Source organism: Streptomyces phytophilus, assembly GCF_013870535.1.
Classification (GTDB): domain Bacteria; phylum Actinomycetota; class Actinomycetes; order Streptomycetales; family Streptomycetaceae; genus Streptomyces; species Streptomyces phytophilus.
The window spans coordinates 1-3,307 of the sequence record NZ_JACBXC010000674.1 but is presented as its reverse complement, the minus strand read 5'-3'; the positions used below and the strand labels follow the sequence as shown (position 1 = coordinate 3,307).

Sequence of the window (3,307 nt, the reverse complement as noted above, 5' to 3'; positions counted from 1 at the left end):
ACGACATCGCGGCCATGGCCAGCGCCGCGTCCACGGCGTTGCCCCCGTCGCGCAGCACGGTGGCGCCGGCGAAGGTGACTGCGGGATGCGCACTGGCGGCCATGCCGCCGGCGGAGAGCACGGGGGTACGGGGCGGGCGCTGCTGCTCAGGGGGCTGCTGGACGGACGGAGGATGCGACTCGTACGACTCGGCCATACGGCGAGTATCCGCCCGGCCGGACCGAAGATCCATGTGCAATCTGCCCCCGGATCCGGCGGCCGGCTTGTGCGCCCCGCACATTCCGGTCACCCGGCAACGGCCCGGACCCCGCCGGGAAACAGCGCGGAAACTCCAGGGTCTTCCCGCCCGCACAGTGCACAAATAATGTGCCGGACAATGTGCACCCTCCCCCTGTGGCCTGGCAGAAACGGTCGCCAGAGTGCCGCACAACCATCGGACTTCGGCGGTCCGGCAGCAGTGCCGGACGCCGGGTAGGGAGTGCGGACGTGGAGCTGACTGCTGCGCACTGGACGTATCTCGCGGGGGTTGTCGTCATCATCGGCGTGATGATCGCGCGGCGTAATGTCGTCGTCCCCGCGGTCGTCGCGACCTTTCTCACGGCCTGGTTCTACAGCGGCAGCCTGGTCAAGGGCCTGGCCTCGATCTTCTCCGCGAGCCTGACCGCGGCCGGGGAACTCTTCAGCATCTTCCTCATCATCGCCCTCATCACCGCGCTGCTCGGCGCGATGCGCGCCATGGGCGCGGAGCGGCGGATGGTGGTGCCGTTCCGGGCGCTGATGCGCAACGGGCGGATGGCGTTCGTCGCCATCGCCGGCGTCACGTACTTCATCAGCCTGTTCTTCTGGCCGACGCCCGCGGTGCCGCTGATCGGGGCGATCCTGCTGCCCGCGGCGATCCGGGCCGGGCTGCCGGCGGTGAGCGCGGCGGCGGCCATCGCCATCGCGGGGCAGGGCATGGCGCTGTCCAGCGACTACGTGATCCAGGTGGCGCCGGGGCTGTCCGCGAAGGCGGCGGGCGTGGAGACCTCCGCGGTCGCGGACCGGGCGATGGTGCTGTCGGTGATCACCGGGGTGGTGGCGCTGACGCTGGTGTACCTGAAGGGGCGGCGCTCCTTCGGCACGGTCAGCGAGGAGCACCGGCTGCGCTGGGAGGCCGACGCGGAGGCGCTGGCGGCGGACGGCGGCGGGGGCTCGGACGTCTCCCTCGGGGGTACGGGCGCGGGGCGCCGGGCGCGTACGGCTGCGGCCTCCGACGGGGATGCGGGGGCGGCGACGAAGCTGCTCAGCCCACCGGGGGGCGGGACCGGCGCGGAGCGAGGAACCGATTCTGCTACGGGCCCGGGCACGGGCACGGGACCCGACCCCGGCTCCGGCCAGGGACCCGACCCCGACCCCGACCCCGGCGGCGCGGCCCCCGGCGAACGCGTGCGCCGCTCCCGCGCGTTCGCCCTCATCGTGCCGCTCACCTTCGCCGCCATCGTCGGCTACATGCTCCTCGGCAAGTTCACCGACACCGTCACCGAGGTCCAGGGCGGCGAGGCCGCCGGGCTCGTCGGCGGTGTCGCGATGCTGCTGCTCTTCGCCGCCGTGTTCTCCTGCGACGGCAAGGAGGGCCTGACCACCGCCGCGGACCACGTCGTCGACGGGCTGGTCTTCGCGTTCAAGGCCATGGGCGTCGTCGTGCCGATCGCCGGGTTCTTCTTCCTCGGCAACGTCGACTTCATCACGCAGATCACCGGCGTGCAGGACGACGACCCGCCGGCGCTGCTCTTCGACCTCGTCACCGCCGTCGACCAGTACATCCCCGACGTCGGCTTCATCGTGGCGTTCGCCATCCTGATCATCGGCATGATCACCGGCCTGGAGGGCTCCGGCTTCGCCGGCCTGCCCCTGACCGGCTCGCTCTCCGGCTCCCTCGGCCCGGCCGCGGACGTCGACCCGGCGACGCTGGCCGCCGTGGGGCAGATGGGCTCGGTGTGGACCGGGGGCGGCGTGCTCATCGCGTGGTCCTCGCTGCTGGCGGTCGCGGGGGTGGCGCGGGTGCCGGTGCAGGAGGTCGTACGGCACTGCTTCGTGCCGGTCGTCGCCGGTCTGGTGACGGCCACGGCGCTGGCGACCGTGCTCTTCTGACGCCCGCCCGCGCCCGTACCCGCACCCCTGTCCGGCACTGTGCACAGAGATTCCGCACGGGCCTGTGCACAAACACCATCCTCGACTCCCCCGCACGCTCCCTACTTTGGTGACACACGGACCGCGGAAAGGACGCAGCAGATGACGGAACTGCTCTCTAGAGACGAATTCCGCAGCGCGCTGGAAGAGGCCATCAAGGGCCGCGAGGCGAAGAACGCCTCCTTCAGCACCGCGTGGGCGGAAGGGCAGCTCAAGCGCGAGCACTTCGCCCGCTGGGCGGAGAACCACTACCACTACGTCGGCCCGTTCGCCGACTACCTGGGGTACATCTACGGAAACACCCCGGACGAATTCACCGGCGCCAAGGACTTCACCCTCCAGAACATGTACGAGGAGGAGTTGGCCGACATCCGCCACACCGACCTCCTCATCCGCTTCGCGGAGGCGTGCGGCACCACCAAGGAGCGCATCGAGGACCCCTCGAACATGAACCCCGTCACCCGCGGCCTGCAGTCCTGGTGCTACGCGGTCGCCATGCGCGAGCACTTCGTGGTCGCCACCGCCGCGCTGGTGGTGGGCCTGGAGTCGCAGGTGCCGAGCATCTACAAGAAGCAGATCGTGCCGCTGCGGGAGAGCTACGGATTCACCGAGGACGAGATCGAGTTCTTCGATCTGCACATCACCTCGGACGTCGTGCACGGCGAGCGCGGATACCAGATCGTGCTCGACCACGCCGACACCCCGCGGCTCCAGCAGCGGTGCCTGCAATTCGTGCGCTGGGGCGCGGAGATGCGCTTCTCGTACACCCAGGCGCTCTACGACCACTACGTCCGGCCGGACCTGGAGCCGGCCGCGGCCGCCGCCTGAAAGGACCGCGAGCCGGCAGACGGCGGCGGCCGGACGCGACATTCCGGCCGCCGCCGTCTCTTCATACCCGGAGGAGCACATGTCCGAATGGACGCGGGTCGCCGAACTCACCGACGTGAGCCGGCGCAGAAAGAAGCTGGTGGCGCTCGGCGAGGAGCGGGTCGCGCTCTTCTACGCCGACGGCGAGGTGTTCGCGTTCCGCGACGCGTGCGTGCACAAGGGCAAGTCGCTGGCGCGCGGCACCGTGCTGCACGGCCGCGTGGTCTGCCCCGGGCACCAGTGGGCGTTCGACCTGCGCACCGGGCAGGCG

At 70.9% G+C, this 3,307-nt stretch carries 3 protein-coding genes and 1 pseudogene; 3 read left to right on the top strand and 1 reads right to left on the bottom strand.

Features of this window, described 5'->3' with window-relative positions:
• Nucleotides 1–196 (bottom strand): annotated as a pseudogene (locus tag H5J30_RS23325) (gamma-glutamyltransferase); the annotation flags it as partial.
• Nucleotides 197–486: 290 nt separating this feature from the next.
• On the opposite strand from H5J30_RS23325, the gene H5J30_RS23320 reads away from it, so the two are divergent.
• The 3 genes from H5J30_RS23320 to H5J30_RS23310 form a co-directional block, all read left to right on the top strand.
• Nucleotides 487–2,130, top strand: a complete 1,644-nt coding sequence (locus H5J30_RS23320) for a hypothetical protein (RefSeq protein ID WP_181789338.1) — start codon at nt 487–489, stop codon at nt 2,128–2,130.
• 141 nt (nt 2,131–2,271) lie between these two features.
• A complete protein-coding gene (locus H5J30_RS23315; protein ID WP_181789337.1) occupies nt 2,272–2,997 on the top strand; it encodes an iron-containing redox enzyme family protein in 726 nt (241 codons plus the stop codon).
• Between the two features lie 79 nt (nt 2,998–3,076).
• Nucleotides 3,077–3,307, top strand: a 231-nt coding sequence (locus H5J30_RS23310; protein WP_181789336.1) for a Rieske (2Fe-2S) protein, incomplete at its 3' end; no start/stop codon positions are given.